Below are 21920 nucleotides of genomic sequence, written 5' to 3' on the forward strand. Positions count from 1 at the left end.
TGGAATTTTCATAGCAAGATAGGACTATTTTTATATTCTTTTTGGTATTAAATGCTCACTGAAAAGAGTGAGTTTTAAATTTCATTGTTAAAAGGGATTGATTTGTATTGTAAAATTGCCCCACCTTTGTAGTATAATCATGATATTATTTTAAAATTACAAAATATTACTCTCCCCCTTTTAATTAATATTTGCAAAGCCCAAGCCAAAAACTTGGGTTTTTGTTTATGAACTCATTTAAACTTTTTCAATTTGCTAAAAAAGGATCAATCCGAAAACTTGTGGGATTTTAAAGATATTATTGAAAACATTTAAGTTGAGTCAATCGCAAAAGCATCATTCAATAGAGTTTAAAAACTTAATAAACAGTTATTTAATGGATATTCATTTAAAAAAAATCTGAAATGATAAAATTTTTATTCAAGTCTTCCCCACAACTTTTTTGCTTGATCCCTAAAAAATTACTGTTTTCCGCTCTGATTTTGTCTTTTTTTTTCTTCCGTAGCGCTGCTATGCAACTCAAAAAATCCTTCAACAGCCCTAAAAACTTCTAATTTTCGCTTACATCCAAAAAGTTTAAATGAGTTCTATTGATACGCAATATGCTGTGTGCTTTTTAACAATTTGAAGTTTTAAAAACTCTAAATGAGTTCCATGTAAGTTTTTAAACTTTTCAACTTTCTAACGGTTCAACTATATTTTTTTGAGAAAAAGAAGAGACTCTTGAGTTTGACAGTTTGAGGTCAAAAAAAGGCATTTTCAAAAACTGAATCCTTGGTTTTACTGGGTTTATTGGGCTCAAGTAAATTTTATGGGTATTAAGCGAATAATTTTTCAAGTCTAAAGAGGAAAAATTGTGTATCTCTTACGCCTCTTTGATTGGCTCTAAAGAGTTTTATTTTTGAATTAAAAGACTCTGCATTTGCATTTGTATTCCTATTGTCAAAAAAGTTTAAGATGGTATTAAAATGATGTTTAATACTGTTCATTGCTGTATTGAAATTTTTAAATTCCAATTTTTCTGTATCCTCAAACCAATGTTCAAATCGTTGTTTGGCTTTTACTTTACATTTTTCTTGATAAATGCTTCTAAATTCTAAAGTGTGTTTATAGGCTTGTTGGATGTTTGGATAAAGATTACATAATAATTCTGCTCTTTGTTTTCATCTTCTATTGCTTTCCACCGATGCTGTACTCTAACATGCTGTAAAGCTTCTGTTACCAGTTTTACCACATGAAATCTATCGGTAACAATTTTAGCATTTGGAAAACAAATCTTAGCTGTTAAATTCATATTATTTGCCATATCTAAAGTTACTTCTTTGACTTGTTTGCGTTGTTCTAAGGGTATTCTTTCAATAGCAGTAATAATATCATCACTTTTAATTCCTTTTACACAAGCCACTAAAGTTCCTTGTTTACTTCGTCCGTTCTTGTTGGTCAAATAGGTATAAAGTTCACCTTTAGATAGACTTACTTCATCAAGACTTAAATACTCTCCTATATTCTTCGGATAAATAAGATAATCTTCACAATGGGGCTTTTGATTCCAACTATCAAACCCACTTATCTGTTTCTTATAATGGCGTTGTAAAGTTCGTGGGTAAATACCGTAATAACTCGCTATATTACTGATCGTATCTTCTCGGGCCTCTACCTGTAGCTTTTAAAAAATCAGAAAGTTCTGACGTTAATTTAGAACCTTCTGCAATGAATGAATAATCATTTTTAATCGCTCCCTTTTTAGTCTTCTTATCTCGCCATCGTCTTGTTTTTATATGTAGATAAACTGCTTTACCGCGTATGGGAAAATCTTGAATCTGTTTACTGCTAATAAAACCTTTGGACTCATAATTACCCTTTGAGTAACCCTCTGGTAGAATATTCTTCTCTTCTAAATAAATGTGAAAAGCATCCTTTTTAACTGAAATATCTCCTAATTCTTCAAAAAATACAATATCAAAATGAAGTAATAAATCTTGAGGGAGGATAGATGCTAATAATTCTAAATGCATCGTCTTTTTTTATGCATCTAAAATAATCAATCCCCATAAATTGTCGTTGACCCGTTTATTGTCTCGATTTGAAAAAATCGGCGTATTGCGAAACTATTTTTTTCTTCGATTTTCACAACCTAAATTTGCTCCATGGCATTCCTCAGAGCAGAGAAAAAAGCATCAGGCGCTTACCTTCGCATCATTCAATCTTATAAACTAGATGGCAGATACAAACACAAAACACTTTACTCACTTGGTAAGCTTGAAGACTATGATGTCAACCAACTAGAACGTATTACCAAGAAGTTATTGGAACTGTCAGGAAAGAATGTTGATGTTCTTGATAGTGGTCACCTTCATGAATTGGGTAGATACAACTATGGTTATGCTTTTGTAGTAAACAAACTTTGGGGCGTTTTTAATTTGGACAAGTTAGCTAGGGTGATTACTTAAAGGCATCGTATTCGATTTGATTGGCAAATGATCTTTCGCTTTATGATTGCCGAACGTATCAATGAGCCTTGTTGTAAGCTGCAAAGTAGTTTTAACCAATCTGAATACCTTGGTTTTGGTGATACTGAGATTCCTCTGCATCAATTTTACAGAACTTTGGATTTGCTGAGCAATGAAGAAAACTTTATCAAAGAACATCTTTTTACCCAACAGCACAGTTTATTTTCTACTGTACTTGATGTGGTTTTCTATGATGTGACCACACTTTATTTTGAATCTCAAGTAGAGCAGGATAATGCATTAAGACAAAAGGGCTATTCTAAAGACGGTAAAGCACACAAGATACAAATCGTACTAGGACTATTGGTTGATAAAAACCGTAATCCTATATCGTATCAAATCTATAGGGGCAATAGCTATGAAGGAAGTACGATGATTGATGCACTAAACACAATGAAACAACAATTTACCATAGACCGTGTGGTTGTGGTAGCCGATACTGCCATGATCGACAAAGAGAATCGCACCTTTATGGTAAACAACCAAATTGATTATATCATTGGAGATAGTAACAAAACACTTCCCAAATCGATCAAAGAAACATTAATTGATATTGACAATCATAAAGCTATAGAAGGAATATCAAAACAGACCTTTAGTTATAGTGAGACTACCTATAAAGGAAGACACATTGTTTGTAGTTACTCTGCAAAACGTGCACGTAAAGATGCATATGCTAGAGAAAAACTTATCGTTAAAGCCAAACAATGGCTTGAAGAACCTTCAAAATACAAGCAAGTGAAAAAAAGAGATGCAGGAAGGTTTATAACTTCAACCAAGAACGGACAATCTATCACACTAAATCTACAGGTCATAGAAAACGATGCCAAGTAAGATGGTTTTAAAGCCCTGTCTACGACAACAGATTTACCCATAGAAACTATCCTGTCAAAATATAGTGACCTTTTTGAAGTAGAACATACCTTTAGAGCTTTAAAGAGTCAACTGGAAATACGTCCAGTATTCCATTGGGCAGATAAAAGAATCAGAGGTCACATCGCAATGTGTTTTACAGCATTTACTTTTATCAACCATTTAAAAAATACAACCAATCTTCAGTACAGAGCTATCGTAAAAGCCATAGCGCTATGCAGGTCTCTTTAATAAAAGATGACAAGGCAAAGTCCAACATATACCTACGTTCCAAAGTTGATGAGTCTCAGCAGACCATCTTAGACAAATTAAAACTAAAAGTGCCAAACGATACAATGCCTCAAAATACTATAAATCAACAGTTTACAAAATAAAGTAGTGCACAGACTATTTTGTATATATCTATATATCAAATACTTAACACTTTAAACTGTCAAACTCAAGAAATTAAATGCTCACTGAAAAGAGTGAGTTTTAAATTTCATTGTTAAAGGGGATTGATTTGTATTGTAAATTGTCCCACCTTTGTAGTATAATCATGGCATTATTTTAAAATTACATATTACTTCCCCCCCTTTTAATTAATATTTGCAAAGCCCAAGCCAAAAACTTGGGTTTTTGTTTATGAACTCATTTAAACTTTTTCAATTTGCTAAAAAATTACTGTTTTCCGCTCTGTTTTTGTCTTTTTTTCCTTCCGTAGCACTGCTATGCAACTTAAAAAACCCTTCAACAGAGCTAAAAACTTCTAATTTTCGCTTACATCCAAAAAGTTTAAATGAGTTCTATTGATACGCAATATGCTGTGTGCTTTTTAACAATTTGAAGTTTTAAAAACTCTAAATAAGTTCCATGTAAGTTTTAAACTTTTCAACTTTCTAACGGTTCAACTGTATTTTTTTGAGAAAAAGAAGAGACTTTTTGCCAAATAGAGATCCTTCTAAAAATTATGTTATGCGCTCTATAAAATCTTCCGTAAGAATAGACTCATTACCAAATCTCAACATTAACTGAGCTACGGCAATGGTATCTTTTTCACAATATGTGACTATTTTATGTATATTTTTTTCTTTATAGTATACCTTAGCTACGTCACTTCCTTCCATATCCTCTTTTGGTGATGGAATATTTAAAATATGTGTTAATAATTTTAGGGAAGAAAAGTGTTTATAATCACCAAATTTCCATAGTTCCATAGTATCTATATGAGGAACTTCCCATGGTTTTTTCCCAAAAAGACGAAGTTTCTCAGGCAATACTATTTGGTGAATAATCATTCTTCTTGCTATAAAAGGAAAATCAAATTCTTTTCCGTTATGTGCACACAGCAATTTATTGGGATGACTAAAATAGGTATCCAGTAATTCTTTAAAATTAATCAATAGTGTTCTCTCATTATCTCCGTAAAACTATTTCAATCGGAAAATCCTCTTTTGATTTTTTTTAATAAAATAGCCAACAGATATACAAATCACTTTACCAAACTCAGCCCAAATACCGGCACGTTCGTAAAAATCTTCAATAGGAATTTCTCCTCCGCGCTGATAAGCCGTTTTTTGCTCAAATAATATTTTTACCTTATCAGGAACCAATCCCCAATTTTTATACTCAGGAACTGTTTCTATGTCTAAAAATAAAATGTTACTTAAGGATGCATTTAGATTCATAGTATATTTTTTGAGTTACTTAAAATAAAGTTGCTATTTTAAGCAAAATAATCTAAACTGAAGGCAAATTAATCGACTTTTTGTACCTAATAGGGTATTTTTAACTCCTTAAATCTCAAACTATCTAAACCGATTTTTTGAAGGGAAGCACCTATTTTGGATCAATCTCAAAAGTTGTGTGTGAATTTAAAATAGTATTGTGATCTTTGTAAAAAAAGGAGGTTGGATACTTATATAGATTTACTAAAATTAATTTTACCAGAGTTGTTAGTTGAACATTTTGATTTGTCAAAACATAGTGTTGAAAATGAAGTGATGCATTTGTATTTTGAAGAACGTAACATAGTTCCCAAAGAAGAATCAGAACGTATCTTGATAGCTCACGGATTTCATAAAGAGCTTACCATTCAAGACTTTCCATTACGAGGCAACACAGTATATCTTCACATTAAACGTCGTAGATGGTTAGATAGGAAGACCAAACAAATTGTACAAAGAGATTGGAATTTAGTAGCACAGGGGACTCGAATGACAGAGCAGTTCGCTGCTTTTTTAAAAGAAATTAGTAGATAGAGAAACCAGTGATTGTAGAACTATAGGTAGATTTTACGGAGTTGATGGTAAAAAACTTGGACGTCAATATCGTGATTATTTAAGTGAGTTTAAACAATGGAAACAAAAAAAACATGCTAAAGAGTGGCATGTTTTTCCTGAAAATATAGGTGCTTATTTATCTATTGATGAAACAGCATTGTCTAAAGGAGAACTCTACACCATTATTACCAATAAAAAAGCCAAAGGTAAAAAAGGAGCTATTGTAGGGGTTTTTGCAGGCACTAAGATAGAACCCATTATAGAACAGTTACTTAAAATATCCTCTAAAAAAAGAAACAAAGTCAAAGAAATTACACTAGATATGGCGAACTCTATGAAAAATATAGCCAAAACATGTTTCCCTAAGGCCATACAAGTAACTGATAGATTCCATGTGCAAAAACTAGCTCTAGAAGCGCTACAAGATATTAGAATAAAACATCGATGGAATGCAATAGACCTAGAAAATGACCTAATCAAGTTAGCAAAAACAAAAGGTAAAGAGTATCAACCTGAGATATTTGACAATGGGGACACTAGAAAACAACTCTTAGCTAGAAGTAGATATTTACTCTATAAATCTCCTGAAAAATGGACACAAAATCAATATCTAAGAAGCAAAATACTTTTTGAAAAATATCCTGATATTCAAAAGGCTTTTAACTTAAATCAGAGCCTTAGAAATATATTCAATACAGCTAAATCAATACAAATTGCATATACAAAACTAGCACATTGGTATAATGATGTAGAAAAATCTGGTTTTAAAGCTTTTAATACAATAGCAAATACAATTTCTATAAATTATCGGTCAATACTCAATTATTTTATCAATCGGAGTACAAATGCTTCTGCTGAATCTTTTAATGCTAAGATTAAAGCCTTTAGAGCGCAGTTTAGAGGTGTTAAAAATGTAGAATTCTTCCTGTTCAGATTAACACAAATTTTTGCCTAAAACACAACAATTAGTCTTGATCCCCTATTTTAAACCTGACAGGATGGTCCAAAAGAGCATTTAACCCCGAATGATGCGTTAGAAAATCCCTATTACAGTTTAAACTTGTTTTTAAAAAACCAATTTAAGTTTACTGGTTCCCGGCAATCTCTATATCAGTTAACTTTCGAATTTGAATACCTGCTATTTTGTTGTTAGCATACGTAACTTCTTTTCGTGTTTTTTTATTCCAAAAAAACCATTTGCCAACTTTTTTACCTTTTTTATAATAACCTATTTGAATTTTATTTCCTTTTTTGTCAAAACGAACCCACTCGCCGGTTAATTTTTTATCTTTAAAAAAACCTTGTGCTTTGATAGCACCATTTTTATTATAATACGTAGCTTTTACCAGATCTCCTTCTTTAGTAAAAACAGGCTCTTTCTTTTGTGAAAAAACCATCGTAGACATCATCATCATCAATATAAGAACAGAGTTTTTCATCGGTTATAGATTTTATATATAATTAACTTACACAAATGTAACGTTTTTCTAACAATAAAAAAACATTTACATAACTTTAATTTAACATTAAATTTAATCACTTCTGCTTTCTGTAAAAATCATTGTTATGAACTCGTTTAGACTTTTTGGGTTTAAGCGAAAATTAGAAGTTTTTAGGGCTGTTGAAAGCTTTTTTGAGTTGCATAGGCCTTAGCTACGCCGAGTATTTTTAGTGGTGAAATTTGAAATTTTCATTGCAAAATTGGACTATTTTAGTATTCTTTTTGGTATAAATTAAAGGGGCCATCGTTTTTAAGAAAAATATATCGTTAATTTGTGTAAAAGTCAAAATCATTTGAAATCATTTTTTAGATACTTTTTAGTTGTTGTTTTAATTTTCTTATTACAATGTGCGAAAAGAGGAAGACCTTCCGGTGGTCCTAAAGATGAGAACAAGCCTCTGTTTGTCGTGGCCAACCCTCCGTACGAATCTTTATATTTTACCGCTAAAAAAATTAAAATTACATTTAATGAATATATTAAACTAAAAAATGTAAATAAGCAGTTAGTGGTGTCTCCTCCTCTAAAATATCCCCCTTCTATTTCTCCTCTGGGGTCGGCAAGCAGGCACATCATTATTCGAATTTTAGATACTTTACAAGCCAATACTACCTATACATTTGATTTTGGCAATAGTGTTGAAGACAATAATGAAGGAAATAAATTAGAGCGTTTTAAGTATGTTTTCTCCACCGGATCATTCATAGACTCTCTTACCGCCAAAGGGCGCGTAAAAGACGCATATGAAAATGCATTTGATAAAGATATCAGGTTATTACTTTATAAAATAGACAGCAGTTTTACAGATTCTGTTGTTTACAAGCAAAAACCTAAGTATGTAACCAGTACTTTAGATACCACTTTATACCATTTTACAAACCTGCAGAAAGGGAAGTACCTGTTGATTGCTTTAAAAGATCATGCAGGTGATTATTTGTTTGACCCCAAACAAGATAAAATAGGTTTTTTTACTGATACGATAGTATTGCCTAAAGATAGCGTTATCAATACTCCCATTGCTCTTTTTAAAGAAACATTGCCTTATAAATTTAAAAGAGGAAAAGAAGCTTCCAGAGGGAAAATACTATTTGGCTATGAAGGAAAGGTCAAAAATATGAACATACGACTGCTCTCTAAAGTATCAGACAGTTTCAGGAGTGTTTCCAGATTTGAAATGGGCAAAGATTCCCTCAATTACTGGTATACTCCCGTTGATGTTGACTCCTTAAATTTTGTAGTTTCCAATGCGAATATATCAGATACGGTAACAGTAAGGCTAAGAAAAAAGAAAATAGACTCTCTGATGTTTGATTCTCCCATAAGATCAATATTAGAACTAAAAGATACTTTCAATATTACGACCAATAACCCTATCGTAAAACTTGATACCAGTAAAATCTCTTTAACAGATAAAGATACTATAGGTATCCCTTATCGAAGTTTTATCTCAAAAAAAGAAAATAAATTCGGGTTTATCTTTCAAAAAGAGTATAAACAAAAATATGCCTTATCTATCCTTCCGGGAGCTGTACAAGATATTTACCATCAGGAAAATGATACGCTTACCTATACATTTACTACCAAAGATATAGAAGACTATGGTGCTGTCAATTTGCAGGTAAACAATCCGAAATCTCAAGATTTAATTATTGAACTCACTTTAAGAAGTGGAAAACTCGTCTATAGAAAATTTACAAATAACTCTTCTGTTGTAGCATTTCCTCTGTTAATACCGGCAGAATATCAGATACGGATAATTATAGATGTCAATAATAATGGTCAATGGGATACAGGTAATTATTTAAAAAAAATACAGCCTGAAAAAATTATTTACTACGACGAGATTTTAAAGGTGAGACCGTACCACACATATAACCAAAATATTATGATAAAATAGAGCAGCTGTCAGATATCAAAAAGCGTGACGTATTGTTTTCAACTTTCAGACTTTCTAACTCAAAACCATATAAATTATATTTAGAAATCCTGCTAAAAATTTAGGTATAATTCATACATTAGCAGCTGCATAAAAAAAAGCCGTATTTCTATGTATACAAGCTTTCCAATACCTAAAAATGTTTAGACACAATGTCTCAAAAACTTACTATCTATTATACCCTAACGGATGAAGCACCGGCTTTGGCTACGCGTTCTTTATTACCTATTATTAAAGCATTTACAAGTACCTCCGATATAACGGTAACGACCAAAGATATTTCACTGGCTGCCAGAATCTTGGTAAACTTTTCCGAATATCTGCCAAAAGAACAGCAAGTAGAAGATGCTTTGGCTTTTTTGGGAGATTTGGCAAAGAAGCCCGATGCCAATATTATTAAACTTCCTAATATCAGCGCATCCCTACCACAGTTAAAGGCCGCTATTTCGGAATTGCAAGCCTCCGGATATGCGTTACCGGACTACCCGGATACTCCTGCTGATGACAAAGAAAAAAAAATAGCAGCTTTATACAATGTAATAAAAGGTTCTGCCGTAAATCCGGTATTAAGAGAAGGCAATTCTGACAGGAGGGCTCCAAAAGCTGTAAAAAATTACGCAAAAAAGAACCCGCATACCATGGGGTCCTGGCTTTCGGATTCTAAAACACATGTTGCTACTATGGAAGCCGGCGATTTTACCCATACCGAACAATCGGTTACCATTCCTTCAGCAACCACCGTAAAAATAGTCCATGAAAATTTCCATGGCGAGCCGACGGTTTTAAAAGAAGATATTGCTTTGCTCAAAGATGAAATTATCGATGCTGCCGTGATGCACAAAGAAGCATTGCTGTCCTTTTTAGAGGCTCAAATACAAGATGCCAAAGAACACAATGTGCTATTTTCGCTTCATATGAAAGCAACTATGATGAAGGTGTCCGATCCCATTATTTTCGGTCATGTGGTTAATGTGTTTTTTAAAGAAGTAATGACAAAACACCGAGATACTCTTGATGAAATAGGTTTCCATCCGAATAACGGGTTAGGAAGCCTGATTTCAAACCTCAATACGGTAACAGGGAATAAAAAAAATGAAATACTAGCCGATATTAACAAAGTGTATGAGAACAATCCTGATTTGGCTATGGTAAATTCCGATTTGGGAATTACTAACCTACATGTTCCTTCCGACATTATTATTGATGCTTCCATGCCTGCCATGATCAGAAATTCAGGCCAGATGTGGAATAGCAGGGGAAATCCGCAGGATACAAAGGCAGTGATTCCCGACAGTTCATATGCAGGAATTTATCAAACTACCATCGATTTTTGTAAAAAACACGGAGCTTTTGATCCTACCACTATGGGGACGGTTCCAAATGTGGGTTTAATGGCTCAAAAAGCAGAAGAATATGGTTCGCATGATAAGACTTTTGAAATTACAGCCGACGGTGTTGTCAGAATAATAGATGCGAATGATAGGGTTTTAACGGAACATACCGTAAAAGCCGGTGATATTTGGAGAATGTGCCAGGTAAAAGATGCTCCTATTCGGGATTGGATAAAACTAGCCGTAAAAAGAGCCAGAGCTACCAGTACTCCGGCTGTTTTTTGGTTGAATAAAAACAGAGCCCATGATGCGGAAATCATAAAAAAAATCAATGCTTACTTATCTGAACATGACATTACAGGATTAGATATCAGTATTTTATCGCTTGCGGAAGCTACTCAATTCACCTTAGAAAGGATTAAAGACGGAAAAGATACCATTTCGGTAACAGGAAATGTATTACGTGATTACCTTACGGATCTTTTCCCCATTTTAGAATTGGGAACATCGGCAAAAATGCTTTCCATAGTTCCGCTAATGAACGGAGGAGGATTATTTGAAACAGGAGCTGGTGGATCGGCTCCAAAACACGTACAGCAATTTATAGAAGAAAACCATCTTAGATGGGACTCATTAGGGGAGTTTTTGGCACTAGCCGTTTCTTTAGAACACCTGGGAGAAACCACAGGGAATACCAAAGCAAAAGTTTTAGGAGAGACGCTGGATAATGCTATGGAAAAACTCTTGGAAAATAAAAAATCTCCATCTAGAAAAGTAAATGAGCTAGACAACAGAGGGAGTCATTTTTATTTAGCTATGTACTGGGCACAAGAGTTGGCCAATCAAAATACAGATACTGAATTGAAAGTTACTTTTACTGATATTGCCAATGCATTGGCAAATAATGAGTCTGTTGTTATAGAAGAATTGAATTCGGTTCAAGGTCAAAAGGTAGATATTAACGGGTATTACCATACAGATGAGGTGTTGACTTCTAATGCCATGAGACCTAGCAACACTTTAAATAACATACTGGAAACATTGAAACTTCTTTAGAGATATTTTTTAGAAGTTTATGATTATATTTAGGTAATGGATTTTATCAAAACTACCGAGCAAGATTCCAAATATGACCATTTGGAAACCATGGAGGTTTCCGAACTAATTCAAAAAATAAATGCAGAAGATCAAACCGTTGCCATAGCGGTAGAAAAAAGCATTCCGCAAATCGTAAGACTGACAGAACAAATTATTCTCAAACTACAAAATGGCGGTCGGTTATTTTATATTGGAGCAGGAACCAGTGGCCGGTTAGGTATTTTAGATGCCTCGGAATGCCCTCCTACCTTTGGCATTCCTCACAATTTGGTTATCGGGCTGATTGCCGGAGGTGATGCAGCCATTAGAAAAGCAGTTGAATTTGCAGAAGATTCCTTAACACAAGGTTGGGAAGATTTGCAAGAACATGCTGTTTCGGAAAAAGATGTTGTTGTTGGGATTGCTGCTTCGGGAACCACACCTTATGTTATTGCTGCCATACAGCGTTGTAATGAACAGGGTATTCTAACCGGATGCATTACCTGCAACAAGAATTCGCATTTAAGCACTATTGTCCGATTTCCGATTGAGGTGGTAACAGGCCCTGAATTTATTACCGGAAGTTCCAGGATGAAAGCAGGGACGGCGCAAAAAATGGTGCTAAATATGATAACTACTGCTACTATGATACAACTCGGAAAGGTAAAGGGGAACAAAATGGTAGACATGCAATTGTCAAACAATAAATTGCTCCGCAGAGGGATTTTAATGTTAGTCGATGAATTGCATATAAGCGAGTATGTGGCTTCTCTATTGTTGGAAGAATACGGATCGGTAAGAAATGCTATAAAAAATTATACGGATGGCAACTCATAAGAAACAGTTAGTAAAGGGTTTAAAATACTTAGGTGTTTTGATTTTGCTTTTTATTGTTTCCCCTGTTGTATTGAGTATTTCTTATAAAGCATTGCATCTTTATAAAGAAGGATATCAATATATGCTTTCCATTGGTGCTGTAATGATTTCTTTTTTACTGCTATTGTTTACTGTTTTCTTTGCTTTTAAAACGTTTAAAATTATTGTAAGCGCAATTTTTGATTCCAAATGAGTTCATTGGTATTAAACTTCACAGGTTTTAAATGACGATTTTTACATATTTTGATTTTTAAATGCAACTTTTACACTTTCAAACTTTATAACACATGTCAACACACTATGAATTAGGAAAAAAAGGAGAGCAGATAGCTATCGATTATTTGGTGGAGAAAAAATATGAGGTTTTGGAGCACAATTGGCGCTATCAAAAGGCAGAAATAGATATTATTGCTAAAAAAGGAAATATACTGATTGCTGTTGAAGTAAAAACAAGAACTACCGGAAATTTTGGAGATCCCCAACATTTTGTAAACCCCAAAAAGATAAAATTAATGGTAATGGCCATGAACTCATATGTATTCCAAAAAGAGTTGGATATTGAAGTACGGTTTGACATTATAGCCATTATAAAAAACGAAGTAGCTACTTCTATTGAACACTTAGAATACGCATTTTTATTTTTTTAATCCGGAAATAATATTTTTTAAATGATTTAATGGTATAGGTGCTCCGATAATTTGCTTATCGGTGTCTAATACAAAATAACTGGGCGTAGCAACAACCTGATAGATTGCAGCTACCTTGTTATGCCATTTTCCTAAGCCTAGAGCATGGCGCCATCCGGGCAATGATGTTTTAAACTTATCCCATTTAGTTTGAGTTGTTTCCATGGCAAAAGCAATCACTTTTACATGGGTTTTATCTTTCATAAATGTAAATAATTGTGGAATTTCTTTCATACAATGAGAGCATTCCGTACTATAAAAAACCAATATATAATGATTCGCTTCATTTAATTCGGAAAGTGTAACTGTTTTTCCATTTTCTTCCCAGGAAAAATCCGGGGCAGTTCTGCCAATAGCGACTGACAGTTCGCGTATTACTTTGTTTTTAAATTCGGTATTTTGGAGTGCTTCGGGAAGTTGATCATAGTGTCGGGCAATCATGTAATCTACAATTAAAGCATATTTTATATCGGAAAATTGAGTCATTAAAAACTCTATAATAGCGACCTTAAACTGCTGATTCGTAATTAATTCCAGTACTTTGTCAACTGCTTTTTTGTGCAATGTCAACTGCTGGTCCGAATCTTCCGAATGGTTTACATAAAATACATAATCGTTAATACTGCTGATTAAAAAAGAAGAATTAAAAAGGTGTGGATTAGTAAAATCTATATAGTCAAAGAAATGAGTGCGTATATTGTCTTGATGTTCCTGAACGGTTTTTATTACTTTCGGAGCATTATAACGAGCTGCAGCCTTGATAAAATGAGCTATCAGAAAGCCGGTTGCTTTTTGGGAGTAGTCTTCCTGAATTTTTTTTACGCTAGCTACCGAAGTCTTATATGCTCTGGCACTTGTTCCCGTTGGCATATTTAAATATAAAGCCTGTATGGAATCTGTTTTTGATTGTGCTACGGAAATTGTTTTTAGATAATCCGTATACAACCTGTTTTCTTTAGACTTCTGAAATTCAACAAAAGGTCTGGGTAAACTCAAATCGATAGAAAAAACAATATCTTCTTTATTAAATAAAAAATCTACAAAACCTCCTTTTTGCAAATCGTAAGCAATTCTGTAATAACCGGGGGTGTCATTATCATTAAACAGGAACTCAAAAGAATCTACTATAACTTGTTGGGCATTTCTTTGCAAGGTATCTTTTTTAACAGCAACATTTCTTAAATACAACTGATTGGTACCTTCTATTTTATACAAATAAGCATTTTTAAAATCTTTAGAAGGGCTTAAAGTACCCGATATTTTATATTGCCCCTGCACAAGGGCACTTGTCAATAACAAAAAAACAACGATTTTTTTCATACGGATTCACTTGGTTTATATTGAACTCATTAAGAAAGTTTTTAATTTGAAGCATTCAAACGTATCAACTACAAAGCCTCCTTCTCAAGGAGTGTTCCAAAAGTACTGTTTCCGGAAGAAAATAAACTGATTTCTCAAAGATTTTTACACTGGGAACCTTTTTAAAACTTATTCAAAATGAGTTCAATAGTTCAATTGTTCAAAGTAATGTATAATTGCTTCTTTCATGAGTACGGTTTGTTCTCCGGGTTTTAAGTTTGGGAGCTCGGTAATGGTTTTATAATGCGGCCAATTATCATTGTCAAAATAATCAAAAGCATAATAACCATAAGGTTCCAAAAGTCTACAAATGGCAATATGCATCAGATGTATTTTTTCATCTTTTTTAAACCTTCTTTTTCCCTGTCCCAATTCCTGAACGCCAATTAAATAAATAATACCATCTATCTGTAAAGTAGCCCCGTCTGCAAATTGACGGGAAAGTTTAGCAACCAACAGATCCCATTTTTCCTTTAAAGAAATATTTTTGGTCATTGCGTTATTAAAAAGACAAAGGTATGAGATTTTACATACATTTGCGTTGATGAGGTTTCCGAAAAAACTAGATGATAAACTAGAAAAACGTACCGGCAAAAATGCAATGAGAACATTGCAAACCCGCACTCACCTGATTGATTTTTCCTCTAATGATTATTTAGGCATCGCTGCATCCACAGTTATTTTTGACCGCGTATACCAATACCTGCTATATCATAACATAAAAGCTAATGGAGCTACCGGATCGCGACTGCTATCGGGAAATCATAGAACGTATGTTATATTGGAAAAAACAATATGCGAATTTCACGCCTCAGAGTCGGCAACTGTTTACAACTCCGGATATAATGCCAATATAGGTTTTTTTTCTGCGGTTCCTCAACGGGGGGATATTATCTTATATGATGAATTTATACATGCTTCTATAAGAGATGGTATCAAAATAAGCAATGCAGAATCATACAAGTTTAGACATAACGATTTAAAAGATCTGGATAAAATATTGAAGTATCATATGACGTCTGCTAATGCAATAGCTGCTGACAAATCAAAATATCGCCAGGAAATTTTTGTGGTTACCGAAGCTGTTTTTTCTATGGATGGCGATACTCCGGATTTCATTAAAATGATTGCATTGGTAAAAAAAAACAATGCTTTTTTGGTGGTCGATGAAGCACATGCCGTTGGTGTTTTTGGAAGACAAGGACAAGGAATTTGTCAGGATATAGGTATGGAAAAAGACGTATTTGCCAGAATCATTACCTTTGGCAAAGCGTTAGGTTGTCACGGAGCAGCCATATTGGGAAATGAAAAACTCAAACAATATTTGGTTAATTTTTCAAGAAGCTTTATATATACAACCGCATTGCCGCCACATACCATTGCAACGGTTTACGAGGCTTATCATTATTTAAAAAATGCTGACGGAGATAAAAAACGACAAGCATTAAAAGAACGGATTACTTTTTTTAAAAAAGAGATCATACGATTGCAACTTCAACATGTATTTATCACAAGCAATTCGACAATTCAATCTTGCATCATTCCGGGAAATCAGAAAGTAAAGAATATTGCGCAAAAGCTACAGAAAGAAGGGTTTGATGTACGACCTATTTTATCACCCACAATCAGTGAGAATGAAGAACGGTTGCGTTTTTGTCTCCATTCCTATAATTCAAAAGAAGAAATTCGCAACGTTTTGGAGTTGTTAGCTATTTTTGTAGCCGGTTAAAAATATTAGGGCGTGTTAACACTAAACGAGAATCATGGATTTTTTAGCTATTTTTTTGGATTTTGAGGCAGTTTTTGCAGAACATAGCCGAGCTACGTTTAAAAAAGCTAACGAAAAAAGGCAGAAAAAGAGCAAAAAAGACAATTTTTGGCTTAGTGTTAACACGCCCTAATTGAATGCCCGTTTAGATACCGGAAAGGGAATGGTTAGACTGTTTTTAAATCTTTTAATATTCAATAAAAACAAAAGACTTTTCAAATGGCAAAAAAATATTTTATCACAGGAATTTCAACAGGTGTAGGAAAAACCGTCGTGGCAGCTATTATAACGGAAGCTTTGGAAGCCGATTATTGGAAACCTGTACAAGCAGGGGACTTACACAATTCGGATACAGCCAGAGTAGCGGCACTCATTTCAAATCGAACATCTGTTTTTCATAAAAATGCAATTGCCCTGCAAACCCCGATGAGTCCGCATGCAGCAGCAGAAATTGACGGAGTTCAAATCAAATTACACAACCTTACGGAACCTGAAACAAAAAACCATTTGGTGATAGAAGGCGCCGGAGGGTTATTGGTTCCTCTGAATGACAAGCATACAATTATAGATATCATTAAAGAGGAGTACAATGTTATTGTTGTTTCCCGCCATTATTTGGGCAGTATTAACCATACATTGTTAACTGTGAAAACCTTACAAGAAAAAGGGTATCATGTGTCTGTCATTTTTTCGGGAAACAAACATGAAAGTACCGAAGATATCATTGTAAAAATGACCCGTGTTCCCGTAATTGGAAGAGTAGATGAAGAACCCTATTTTGACAAGCATGTAATCAAAGAATATGCAGAAAGATTTAAAGCGAAATTATGAGTTTACAGAAAAGAGATAAAAAATACCTCTGGCACCCTTTAACGCAGCATAAAACACACCCTGACGCCATTGCTATAAAGAAAGCAAAAAACTGCATTTTAACAGATGAAGAAGGAAATGAATATATAGACGGAATTGCCTCTTGGTATATTGCCATGTACGGGCATTGCAATAGCTATATTATCTGGCGGGTTTCTAAACAAATGCGACGATTAGACCAGGTGGTTTTTAGTGGGTTTACTCACGAACCGGCAATACAATTATCGGAAGAATTGATGAAGATCTTACCCAAAAACCAGCAAAAAATATTCTTTAGCGACAATGGGTCAACCAGTGTTGAAGTAGGAGTTAAAATGGCATTGCAATATCATTTTAACAGAGGGGAAAAGAAACAGGTATTATTAGCTTTTGAAGAAGGGTTTCACGGAGATACTTTCGGTGCTATGAGTGTTTCGGGATTCTCAGTATACAATGGTGCTTTTGAAGATTATTTTATAGAAGTACAAAGGATTCCAACGCCGGGTAAAGAAAATACTCACCATATTATACAAACCTTAGAAAAGACAGTTGCAAAAAACAAGGTAGCAGGTTTTGTGTATGAGCCTTTGGTACAAGGGGCTGCCGGCATGAAAACGTATAGTATTGAGGGCTTACATCGTATCCTGAGTTTTTGTAAAAAACACCACATCATCACCATTGCAGATGAAGTAATGACAGGTTTCGGAAAAACAGGTACTTATTTTGCGTCCGATCAAATAGAAATCAAACCGGATATCATGTGTCTTAGCAAAGCACTTACAGGAGGCTTGATGCCTATGGCACTGACCACATGCTCTCAAAAAATATACGATGCCTTCTACAGTGATGATATTGCAAAGGGATTATTTCATGGGCATACCTATTCTGCAAATCCTTTGGCATGTGCTGCGGCTTTAGCTGCTACGGAATTATTACAAACTGAAAAAATTCAGAAAAAAAGTAAAAAAATTATGGCTTCCCACAAAGCATTTAATCAAAGAATAAAAACCCATCCAAAAGTAAAAGCAACACGCCAGATAGGAATCATCTTTGCTTTGGATTTGGATATCGAAGCGGATCGTTATGGCAATATAAGAGATCAATTATTTCATTTCTTTATAAAGAAAGGTGTTTTTTTAAGACCTCTTGGGAATACCGTTTATATAGCTGCCCCTTATACCATTTCAAAAAAACAATTACAGAAAATATATCAAACCATTGAAGAGTCGTTGACAATATTTTAAATTTGCTGAAAATTTATCATTTGAAAACCGCTGTTTCCATAACTTCAATTTCATCTCTTTCCGCGCTGGGGAAAAATCAAAGTGAAATCTGGAAGAAATATCAAAACCGTCATCATTACATGGTATCGAAATCATTCGATTCTTTTACTGCCTGGGTAGCAGCCATTTCCGATGAAAATAAAGAAGAACTACATGCACTACGGCTATCAAATTCTGCCTATAAAAACTTAGATCATACCGTACTATATGCCATCTATACTTCAAGAGAAGCAGTTAAAAAAGCAGGTTGGAAAGCCTCAGATTGTTTTGGAGTCAATATAGGTTCTTCAAGAGGAGCTACAGCATTATTTGAAAAGTATCATCGCTCTTTTTTAAAGTACGATTTTGCAGAAATACAAACATCACCAACAACGACATTAGGAAATATTTCTTCGTGGGTAGCACACGATTTACAAACCGACGGGCCGGAAATATCGCACTCTATTACCTGTTCAACGGCTTTGCATGCTCTGCTAAATGGAGTTGCATGGATACAGGGAGGAATGGCGGATAAGTTTTTGGTAGGAGGGAGCGAAGCTGCATTAACGGCTTTTACCATTGCTCAAATGCAGGCGCTGAAGATTTATACAAAAGAAAGTACTTTACTTAACGGGCAACACCAAAATAATATATATCCCTCCAGGGCTTTTGATTTGAATAAAAAAGAAAATACGATGGTTATAGGAGAAGGTGCTGCTATATTGTGTCTGGAAAAAGGAAAACCTAAGAACTCAATGGCCGCCATAGAGGGAGTCGGGTTTGCTACGGAAATTTTAGAGCATAGTGTTTCCATATCTACAGGCGCACAGTGTTTTCAGAAGTCAATGTCTATGGCCCTGGAGAATAGTAATCCAGACGAAGTAGATGTAATTATCATGCATGCACCGGGAACCGTAAAAGGTGATATTTCGGAGTATCAAGCCATAAAGAAAGTATTTTCTGACAAACTTCCTTTTTTAACCACTAACAAATGGAAGTTGGGTCACACTTTTGGTGCTTCGGGAATGTTAAGTTTGGAACTGGCACTTTTGATGTTACAGCACCAGCAGGTTGTTCTTGTTCCTTATGCCAAAAAGCAACATCAACCGGAGAGCATACGCAAAATTTTGGTAAATGGCGTAGGTTTTGGCGGAAATGCAGTATCCGTATTACTGGGGAAATAAAGGATTTTAAATAGTTTAAAGTTGGAAAGGTATAAAGTTTAAAGTCAGTTTTGGTATCGGTAAAATAGCACTAAAGGTAAAAGTTATATCAAAAAGAACCATATAAGATATTAGAATTTTTATATTTACGACTTAAGCTTTTTAGTGCTATATTTTTTGGTAAAGAGCATTTAAACTATAACAGAGATAAAGGCTTGGATTTCGTTGAACGCTTTAATGGGAAATATGTAATAGGAGAAGCCAAATTTTTATCAGATTTTTGGGGTTCTCAAAATTCCGATTTTGAAGATGCAATAGCAACACTTGAAGCAAAAGATGTAAATGCAATTAGAATTGCTATTCTTGATGGTATATTATATCTGCGCGGAAGATCGAAAATACATAAGTTATAATTCCCCCCAAAAATCGGACAGTAATTTAAGTTAGATTTTTAATTATAAATTTACTGTATCATGAGTAGAAGAAGATTCACATCAGAGTTTAAATTCAAGGTGTTTTTAGAATCCTTGAGCGAGCGTTATACGATTCAAGAGTTGGGTCGTAAATATGAGATCCATCCAACCCAAATTACCAATTGGAAGGCTCAATTTTTAAAAAATGGTCAAGCTGTATTTGATCGTCCGGTAAAGGATTCAAAAACAGAGTCATAAGAGAAAGAAGATCGTTATTTAAAGAAGATCGGTCAGCAAAAGATGGAGATTGATTTTTTAAAGAAAGCCTTGTCATGAATAAGAGTTCAAAACAGCGTAAAGAACAGGTTGACAAGGCAAGTAAGCTGTCTATTGTAAAGCAATGTGATTTATTACAAATTCATCGTAGTAGTGTGTATTACATTCCAAAGGGAGAGAGTTCATTGAATCTGGAGATCATGAGATTGATAGATGAGGAGCATCTGCTTCACCCATGGCTTGGAGTTCCTCGTATAACTACTTGGCTCAATATGGATAAGGGTTATAAGATCAACAAAAAGCGCATAGAACGCCTTTACAGACTCATGGGGTTGTCTGCCGTTGGCCCCAAGCCTAATACTTCCAAAAGAGGTAAAGGGGGGTCAAGCAAAAAAGTTGTGGGATTTAGATTTTTACGCATAAATTTTAGATAGTCTGAATAGGAAGAAAGGAACAGATCTTACGCCTCTAAATTGTAGTCTAAAAGTTTTTATTTTAGCATTAAAAGATTCAGCAGAAGCATTGGTACTTCTATTATCAAAGAAATTTAAGATGCTTCGATAATGACTTTGTATTGATCTAGCTACTGTTCCAAAACTTTTACTGAACTCTGATTTTTCTACCTTATCATACCATCTAGCTAGTTTTGTATATGCTACCGCCTTGTCTTTTGTCTTTTGATAAATCGTTGCCAGTTCTCTAGTAAGCTCATAAGCTCGTTCCAAGTTGGGGTATCTTTCAAAGAGTAATTCTGCTCTAAATTTTTGTTTGGCTGTCCATTTGTTAGGGGCTTTAAAGAGTAAATACCTACTTCTAGCTAGTAGTTGTTTGGGAGTATCTCCATTGTCAAGGATATTCGGTTTAAAGTTTTTTCCTGTTTCTTTAGCCAATGCTATTTCATTATTTTCTTGTTCTATGGTTTTCCATCTATACTGTATTCGAATTTCTTGCAAGGCATCATAAGCTCGTTTTTGTACATGAAATCGGTCTGTGACCTGAGTAGCTTTAGGAAAGGCTTTTTTAGCAATCTTTTCCATAGTAGGTGCCATATCCAAAGTGATTTCTTCTACTAAATATCGGTCTTTACTTGGAATTTTCCTTAACACTTCTATGACTCGTTCACTTTGTGTGGTAGCTACTATGGCTACTAAACTGCCTCGTTTTCCTTTACCTGCTTTGTTGGTAATCACTGTATAGAGCTCGCCTTGAGTAAGTGCTACTTCATCAATACTTAAATGAGTTCCTATATTCTTCTTAAAAAGCAGCCATTGGTCGGCATGAGCTAATTGATCCCAAGTCAAAAAGTTACTTAAATGATTGCGATATTGTTCTTCTAATCGCTTGCCGTTAAGGTGATAGTAGGTAGATAAACTTTTACAACTTACTGGAATACTATCTAACAAGCCTCTTTAAAAAAAGAGAGAACTCTTCTGTCATTCGAGTTCCCTTTGCTACCAAATTCCAATCTCTTGAGAATACTTCTGAGGTATCAACATCTAACCATCGTCTACGTTTTACTTGTAAAAAACAAGCCTTGTTACGTACTGGAAAATCTTGAATATATACTACTGGGTAAAATCCTTTGGAATGTAATTTACGATGAGATAACTCATCTGGTTGTATAGGTTTTTCTTCTAAAACCAAAGTAAGTTTGTTCGTTGAATCTTTTACCTCTTTAAGTTCAAAGTAATCTAAAATACCTTCGGGTAAAAAATGCTTCAGGAGCTCTTGTGTATGCATTTGAGTTTTTAAACCAAAACTCTAAAAAATTAACCTACTCC

22 protein-coding genes and 2 pseudogenes are annotated in these 21920 nt (G+C 34.3%); 16 read left to right on the forward strand and 8 right to left on the reverse strand.

The window, feature by feature from the left end:
• Positions 1-818: 818 nt before the first annotated feature.
• Together GKR88_18215 and GKR88_18220 are read right to left on the reverse strand one after the other, a co-directional pair.
• Positions 819-1504, reverse strand: a pseudogene (locus GKR88_18215) (DDE transposase).
• A 124-nt stretch (positions 1505-1628) separates the two neighbouring features.
• Entirely contained in the window at positions 1629-2015 is a 387-nt protein-coding gene (locus GKR88_18220) for a hypothetical protein (protein QMU66023.1), read from the reverse strand.
• Between the two features lie 132 nt (positions 2016-2147).
• On the opposite strand from GKR88_18220, the gene GKR88_18225 reads away from it, so the two are divergent.
• Complete coding sequence (locus tag GKR88_18225) at positions 2148-2450, forward strand: hypothetical protein (GenBank protein QMU66024.1); 303 nt, start codon at positions 2148-2150, stop codon at positions 2448-2450.
• Positions 2451-2477: 27 nt separating this feature from the next.
• Positions 2478-3344: an IS1634 family transposase gene (locus GKR88_18230; protein QMU66025.1), complete on the forward strand. Its 867-nt coding sequence runs from the start codon at positions 2478-2480 to the stop codon at positions 3342-3344.
• A gap of 986 nt (positions 3345-4330) precedes the next feature.
• Here GKR88_18230 and GKR88_18235 read toward each other — a convergent pair.
• A pseudogene (locus tag GKR88_18235) lies at positions 4331-5050 on the reverse strand (3'-5' exonuclease).
• Between the two features lie 222 nt (positions 5051-5272).
• Between GKR88_18235 and GKR88_18240 the strand changes: the two are divergent.
• A complete protein-coding gene (locus GKR88_18240; GenBank protein QMU66026.1) occupies positions 5273-5623 on the forward strand; it encodes a transposase in 351 nt (116 codons plus the stop codon).
• Between the two features lie 22 nt (positions 5624-5645).
• Complete coding sequence (locus tag GKR88_18245; GenBank protein ID QMU66027.1) at positions 5646-6599, forward strand: DDE transposase; 954 nt, start codon at positions 5646-5648, stop codon at positions 6597-6599.
• 130 nt (positions 6600-6729) lie between these two features.
• Here GKR88_18245 and GKR88_18250 read toward each other — a convergent pair whose 3' ends face one another.
• The gene (locus GKR88_18250; protein ID QMU66028.1) at positions 6730-7083 is read right to left on the reverse strand and encodes a nicotinic acid mononucleotide adenyltransferase; all 354 of its coding nucleotides are present in this window, start codon (positions 7081-7083) and stop codon (positions 6730-6732) included.
• 355 nt (positions 7084-7438) lie between these two features.
• Here GKR88_18250 and GKR88_18255 point away from each other — a divergent pair, with 355 nt between their 5' ends.
• The 5 genes from GKR88_18255 to GKR88_18275 all read left to right on the forward strand — a co-directional run bounded on the left by GKR88_18255 (position 7439) and on the right by GKR88_18275 (position 13010).
• Positions 7439-9040 carry a hypothetical protein gene (locus tag GKR88_18255; GenBank protein ID QMU66029.1) on the forward strand — a complete coding sequence of 534 codons (1602 nt, stop codon included), beginning with the start codon at positions 7439-7441 and terminating at the stop codon, positions 9038-9040.
• Between the two features lie 191 nt (positions 9041-9231).
• On the forward strand, positions 9232-11466 hold the full coding sequence (locus GKR88_18260; GenBank protein QMU66030.1) for an NADP-dependent isocitrate dehydrogenase: 2235 nt from the start codon (positions 9232-9234) through the stop codon (positions 11464-11466).
• 36 nt (positions 11467-11502) lie between these two features.
• A complete protein-coding gene (gene murQ / locus GKR88_18265; GenBank protein ID QMU66031.1) occupies positions 11503-12324 on the forward strand; it encodes an N-acetylmuramic acid 6-phosphate etherase in 822 nt (273 codons plus the stop codon).
• Positions 12311-12556, forward strand: a complete 246-nt coding sequence (locus GKR88_18270; GenBank protein ID QMU66032.1) for a hypothetical protein — start codon at positions 12311-12313, stop codon at positions 12554-12556. The genes murQ and GKR88_18270 overlap by 14 nt, the downstream gene beginning before the upstream one ends.
• 94 nt (positions 12557-12650) lie before the next feature.
• Positions 12651-13010, forward strand: a complete 360-nt coding sequence (locus GKR88_18275; GenBank protein QMU66033.1) for a YraN family protein — start codon at positions 12651-12653, stop codon at positions 13008-13010.
• Here the strand turns inward: GKR88_18275 and GKR88_18280 are convergent.
• Both GKR88_18280 and GKR88_18285 read right to left on the reverse strand, forming a co-directional pair.
• A complete protein-coding gene (locus tag GKR88_18280; protein ID QMU66034.1) occupies positions 12999-14369 on the reverse strand; it encodes a redoxin domain-containing protein in 1371 nt (456 codons plus the stop codon). The two genes, GKR88_18275 and GKR88_18280, sit on opposite strands and share 12 nt — an antisense overlap.
• 183 nt (positions 14370-14552) lie before the next feature.
• Entirely contained in the window at positions 14553-14903 is a 351-nt protein-coding gene (locus GKR88_18285; GenBank protein QMU66035.1) for a hypothetical protein, read from the reverse strand.
• Positions 14904-14952: 49 nt separating this feature from the next.
• Between GKR88_18285 and GKR88_18290 the strand changes: the two genes are divergently transcribed.
• From GKR88_18290 to GKR88_18320, 7 genes are all read left to right on the forward strand, one after another.
• On the forward strand, positions 14953-16137 hold the full coding sequence (locus tag GKR88_18290; protein QMU66036.1) for an aminotransferase class I/II-fold pyridoxal phosphate-dependent enzyme: 1185 nt from the start codon (positions 14953-14955) through the stop codon (positions 16135-16137).
• Positions 16138-16395: 258 nt separating this feature from the next.
• Positions 16396-17007 carry a dethiobiotin synthase gene (gene bioD / locus GKR88_18295; protein ID QMU66037.1) on the forward strand — a complete coding sequence of 204 codons (612 nt, stop codon included), beginning with the start codon at positions 16396-16398 and terminating at the stop codon, positions 17005-17007.
• Positions 17004-18269, forward strand: coding sequence for an adenosylmethionine--8-amino-7-oxononanoate transaminase (gene bioA / locus GKR88_18300; protein QMU66038.1), 1266 nt, complete (start codon positions 17004-17006; stop codon positions 18267-18269). The genes bioD and bioA overlap by 4 nt, the downstream gene beginning before the upstream one ends.
• Positions 18270-18289: 20 nt before the next feature.
• A complete protein-coding gene (locus GKR88_18305; protein ID QMU66774.1) occupies positions 18290-19471 on the forward strand; it encodes a beta-ketoacyl synthase in 1182 nt (393 codons plus the stop codon).
• Between the two features lie 107 nt (positions 19472-19578).
• Positions 19579-19863: a hypothetical protein gene (locus GKR88_18310; protein ID QMU66039.1), complete on the forward strand. Its 285-nt coding sequence runs from the start codon at positions 19579-19581 to the stop codon at positions 19861-19863.
• 60 nt (positions 19864-19923) lie between these two features.
• Entirely contained in the window at positions 19924-20121 is a 198-nt protein-coding gene (locus GKR88_18315; GenBank protein QMU66040.1) for a transposase, read from the forward strand.
• Between the two features lie 74 nt (positions 20122-20195).
• The gene (locus GKR88_18320) at positions 20196-20573 is read left to right on the forward strand and encodes an IS3 family transposase (protein ID QMU66041.1); all 378 of its coding nucleotides are present in this window, start codon (positions 20196-20198) and stop codon (positions 20571-20573) included.
• Here the strand turns inward: GKR88_18320 and GKR88_18325 are convergent.
• Together GKR88_18325 and GKR88_18330 are read right to left on the reverse strand one after the other, a co-directional pair.
• Positions 20553-21530: a DDE transposase gene (locus tag GKR88_18325; GenBank protein QMU66775.1), complete on the reverse strand. Its 978-nt coding sequence runs from the start codon at positions 21528-21530 to the stop codon at positions 20553-20555. The two genes, GKR88_18320 and GKR88_18325, sit on opposite strands and share 21 nt — an antisense overlap.
• 1 nt (position 21531) lies before the next feature.
• Positions 21532-21879 carry a transposase gene (locus tag GKR88_18330; protein ID QMU66042.1) on the reverse strand — a complete coding sequence of 116 codons (348 nt, stop codon included), beginning with the start codon at positions 21877-21879 and terminating at the stop codon, positions 21532-21534.
• Positions 21880-21920 lie beyond the last annotated feature (41 nt).

The organism is Flavobacteriaceae bacterium (assembly GCA_014075215.1).
Classification (GTDB): Bacteria; Bacteroidota; Bacteroidia; order Flavobacteriales; family Flavobacteriaceae; genus Polaribacter.

Coding starts and splice junctions, on each gene's coding strand:
- GKR88_18260 (QMU66030.1), top strand. CDS start 9,232: ATGTCTCAAAAACTTACTATCTATTATACCCTAACGGATGAAGCACCG.
- GKR88_18225 (QMU66024.1), top strand. CDS start 2,148: ATGGCATTCCTCAGAGCAGAGAAAAAAGCATCAGGCGCTTACCTTCGC.
- GKR88_18290 (QMU66036.1), top strand. CDS start 14,953: ATGAGGTTTCCGAAAAAACTAGATGATAAACTAGAAAAACGTACCGGC.
- GKR88_18230 (QMU66025.1), top strand. CDS start 2,478: ATGATCTTTCGCTTTATGATTGCCGAACGTATCAATGAGCCTTGTTGT.
- murQ (QMU66031.1), top strand. CDS start 11,503: ATGGATTTTATCAAAACTACCGAGCAAGATTCCAAATATGACCATTTG.
- GKR88_18270 (QMU66032.1), top strand. CDS start 12,311: ATGGCAACTCATAAGAAACAGTTAGTAAAGGGTTTAAAATACTTAGGT.
- GKR88_18280 (QMU66034.1), bottom strand. CDS start 14,369: ATGAAAAAAATCGTTGTTTTTTTGTTATTGACAAGTGCCCTTGTGCAG.
- GKR88_18320 (QMU66041.1), top strand. CDS start 20,196: ATGAATAAGAGTTCAAAACAGCGTAAAGAACAGGTTGACAAGGCAAGT.
- GKR88_18315 (QMU66040.1), top strand. CDS start 19,924: ATGAGTAGAAGAAGATTCACATCAGAGTTTAAATTCAAGGTGTTTTTA.
- GKR88_18285 (QMU66035.1), bottom strand. CDS start 14,903: ATGACCAAAAATATTTCTTTAAAGGAAAAATGGGATCTGTTGGTTGCT.
- GKR88_18250 (QMU66028.1), bottom strand. CDS start 7,083: ATGAAAAACTCTGTTCTTATATTGATGATGATGATGTCTACGATGGTT.
- GKR88_18330 (QMU66042.1), bottom strand. CDS start 21,879: ATGCATACACAAGAGCTCCTGAAGCATTTTTTACCCGAAGGTATTTTA.
- GKR88_18220 (QMU66023.1), bottom strand. CDS start 2,015: ATGCATTTAGAATTATTAGCATCTATCCTCCCTCAAGATTTATTACTT.
- GKR88_18275 (QMU66033.1), top strand. CDS start 12,651: ATGTCAACACACTATGAATTAGGAAAAAAAGGAGAGCAGATAGCTATC.
- bioD (QMU66037.1), top strand. CDS start 16,396: ATGGCAAAAAAATATTTTATCACAGGAATTTCAACAGGTGTAGGAAAA.
- bioA (QMU66038.1), top strand. CDS start 17,004: ATGAGTTTACAGAAAAGAGATAAAAAATACCTCTGGCACCCTTTAACG.